This window comes from Methylophaga sp. SB9B (assembly GCF_004832235.1).
GTDB classification, from domain to species: domain Bacteria; phylum Pseudomonadota; class Gammaproteobacteria; order Nitrosococcales; family Methylophagaceae; genus Methylophaga; species Methylophaga muralis.
Genome location: NZ_SSXS01000014.1, coordinates 1 through 3,285, shown reverse-complemented (window position 1 = coordinate 3,285; position 3,285 = coordinate 1). Strand labels below are relative to the sequence as shown.

The window sequence follows — 3,285 nt, the reverse complement described above, 5'->3', positions numbered from 1 at the left end:
TCCTGTATGCTACTGAGCAAAAAGGTAGCGGTGTATTAGCTGCTGTCTCTGTTGATGGCCGGATCCATCAACGTTTGAGCGAATCCGGAATTGTCGTGCGTGAACCAGCATGGTCTCCGCTGAAAAAATAAATTTTGTCAGGAGTGTTTTTTATGAATTGTTATAAATTCTCGGCGTTGTTACTTGCCTTGTTCTTTCTTAATGCATGTAGCAGTAACGCAACTAAAGATGGTACAGACGATGTATTGGTAGAAGAGCGCAATGGCGCATCAACTTCAGGTGTTTCAGGTCGAGGTGTAGATGGCAGTGACTTAGGTGCTGAAGCCAGTGTAATTGTTGGTGAAAATGGTTATGGCGGGAATCAGTTTGATCCTTCTAACCCTTTATCTAATCGTGTCATTTACTTTGATTACGACAGCGCCAGTGTCAGACAACAAGACCAAGCAATTGTTGAAGCGCACGCGGCATATTTAGGTAAAAACCCTAATTTGACAGTGCGTTTGGAAGGTCATACTGACGAACGTGGTTCACGCGAATATAACCTTGCATTAGGCGAGCGACGTGCTTTGTCAATTCGCCAGTTACTGATGTTGCAAGGTGCCAGTGCACAACAGTTCAGAGTTGCCAGTTTTGGTGAAGAACGTCCTGCAGTAGATGGTAGTGATGAATCTGCATGGTCACAAAATCGCCGAGTTGAAATAATTTATATTGGTCGTTGATATGCCTTTTAAAAAGCAAAAACAACTTGCAATAGCAATAATGGTGGGCGCTTTCTTAGCGCCCTCTGTTTCTATGGCTGAGCAAGAATCAATGCAAGCTCGTATGGATCGACTTGAGCGTATTATCCAGGGGCAAGGGTTGACTTCTTTGCTTACACAAGTCGATCAGCTGCAACGTGAGATTCAACGTTTAAACGGTACGAACGAAGAACTCAGTCATAAAATTGATCAAATGCAGCAACGCCAGCGGGAACAATATCTGGATCTGGATCAGCGGATAACGGAGTTACAGCAACAACCTGCAGCAACACAGCCTCCAGTTCGAAATGATTCAGCTTCTATGGTTAATGATTCCATTGATTCAGAATTAGTGGATAGTGAATTGCAACCACCACCTGCTGATCAGATGGATGGTGCAATCGATACGCTTGCTCCAGTAGCAGTAGAAAGTGGTGAAGCGGCCTATCAAGCTGCCTTGCAAGATCTACGCGGTGGACGTTATCAAGAAGCTTTAACAGCGTTAGGTGCTTTTCCCCAAAACTACCCAAACAGTAGTTATTTGCCGAATGTTTACTATTGGCAGGGTGAAGCACATTATGTAGTGCGTGAATTTGATAAGGCGATAGTTGCTTTTGATAAAGTGCTTTCCAGTTATCCTGACAGTAATAAAGTTTCTGATGCGTTATTGAAACGCGGCTTCAGTGAATTTGAAACTGGTGATACCACTAAAGCTCAAGCAACTTTGAATCAGGTGATTCAACAATATCCTGATACATCGGCTGCTCGTTTGGCTAGAGTGCGTCTGGATCGTATCCAGCAAACACCATAAATAATTTTTGTAGAACACACCGATGGCTCAATGTCGTATCACCGAGATTTTCTATTCATTGCAAGGTGAAACACGTACGGTAGGATTGCCAACAGTCTTTGTAAGATTGACCGGTTGCCCATTACGCTGTGACTATTGTGATACCGCTTATGCTTTTCATGGCGGAAAAAAGATGGAAATCAGCGACATTGTTGCCGAAGTAAAAAGTTACAACCCGCGATATGTCACTGTCACCGGTGGCGAGCCGTTAGCGCAAAGCACTTGTCGGGAATTATTAACTGCCTTGTGTGATCTGGGCGTTGAAGTATCTTTGGAAACGAGTGGAGCGATGGATATCAGTGACATTGATCCACGTGTGGTTCGGGTTGTGGATTTAAAAACACCCGCTTCGGGTGAGGTTTCGAAAAATCGCTACAGTAATATTGATCTATTAAACCATCAGGATCAGGTCAAATTCGTTATCTGTAATCGTGACGATTATGATTGGGCGCGAGAGCAACTAGCAGTATTTAATCTGGTAAGCCGCTGTGAAATCTTATTTTCCCCTGTACATGGTGATTTAACACCAACCGATTTAGCGGAATGGATTATTGCTGATAATCTTCCCGTGAGAATGCAAATTCAATTGCATAAATATTTATGGAACGATGCTCAAGGCCGATGACTAAACGTGCTGTCGTATTACTTTCTGGTGGATTAGATTCTGTAACAGCGTTAGCTATTGCAAAGTCCGAAGGATACGCTTGCCACACTATCAGTTTTGATTATGGACAGCGTCATCGAACTGAACTTGATGCAGCAGAAAATCTAGCCCGAAAAGCTGGCGTTGTTACTCACAAAGTAATACAGATTGATCTTCGTGCCATTGGCGGATCAGCATTGACTGATGACATAGCTGTACCTGAGACAGAGCAACAGGGAATACCGGTTACCTATGTCCCCGCCAGAAATACTATTTTCCTGTCAATTGCTCTTGGGTGGGCAGAAGTACTTAATGCTGAGGCTATTTTTGTCGGTGTAAATGCCGTCGATTACTCAGGATACCCCGATTGTCGCCCTGAATTTATAGATGCATTCGAAAGATTGGCCAATCTGGCCACTAAATCGGCAGTGGAAGGTAGCGCTATATATATAAGAGCACCGTTAATGATGTTCACAAAATCACAAATCATCAAATGCGGAACAGAGCTTGGCATTGATTACAGCGAAACTGTGTCATGTTACCAAGCAGATGCGCAAGGCCGCGCTTGTGGACAATGTGATTCTTGCAGGTTAAGGCGGCAAGGTTTTCATGATGCTGGAGTGGCAGACCCAACACATTATCAATAAGTGATTGTTTCTTGGTAAGAATCAGCGCCTACAAATTTCCTGTGCGACTTCCTACGGTATTGATTAGCTTTAAAATAGAAAAATATTAGCAACTAGGGTTGTCATTTTTATCAACTATAGTATTATGTCGCGCTTGGTTTGGGCCGTTAGCTCAGTTGGTAGAGCACCGGACTTTTAATCCGATGGTCCTGCGTTCGAGTCGCAGACGGCCCACCAAATTTTCTGCAAAATTTCAGTTTTATTCTAGTTTCATAATTCTGTAATAATTGTTGTTGACAGCTTGGCGAGTGGCTGTATAATTCTCGCTTCTTTGCAGGGCGTTATTATCTGCAAGCTCTTTAAAAAACTGGTATCAAGTAATTTGTGTGGGTACTTGCGTTGTATATTTCTGAGAAGAAAAAACGACGT

General features: G+C 43.2%; 4 protein-coding genes and 1 tRNA gene. All 5 read left to right on the top strand.

The window, feature by feature from the left end; all coding sequences use genetic code 11:
- Positions 1 to 152: 152 nt before the first annotated feature.
- Positions 153 to 719 (top strand): peptidoglycan-associated lipoprotein Pal, encoded by a 567-nt coding sequence (gene pal / locus E8Q33_RS13405; protein ID WP_069294631.1) that lies wholly within the window; start codon positions 153 to 155, stop codon positions 717 to 719.
- Between the two features lies 1 nt (position 720).
- Entirely contained in the window at positions 721 to 1,548 is an 828-nt protein-coding gene (gene ybgF / locus E8Q33_RS13400; protein WP_069294630.1) for a tol-pal system protein YbgF, read from the top strand.
- Positions 1,549 to 1,570: 22 nt separating this feature from the next.
- Entirely contained in the window at positions 1,571 to 2,212 is a 642-nt protein-coding gene (gene queE, locus E8Q33_RS13395; protein ID WP_136555359.1) for a 7-carboxy-7-deazaguanine synthase QueE, read from the top strand.
- Entirely contained in the window at positions 2,209 to 2,877 is a 669-nt protein-coding gene (gene queC / locus E8Q33_RS13390) for a 7-cyano-7-deazaguanine synthase QueC (protein WP_136555357.1), read from the top strand. The genes queE and queC overlap by 4 nt, the downstream gene beginning before the upstream one ends.
- 140 nt (positions 2,878 to 3,017) lie before the next feature.
- Positions 3,018 to 3,093, top strand: a tRNA-Lys gene (locus tag E8Q33_RS13385).
- The last annotated feature ends 192 nt before the right edge of the window (positions 3,094 to 3,285 follow it).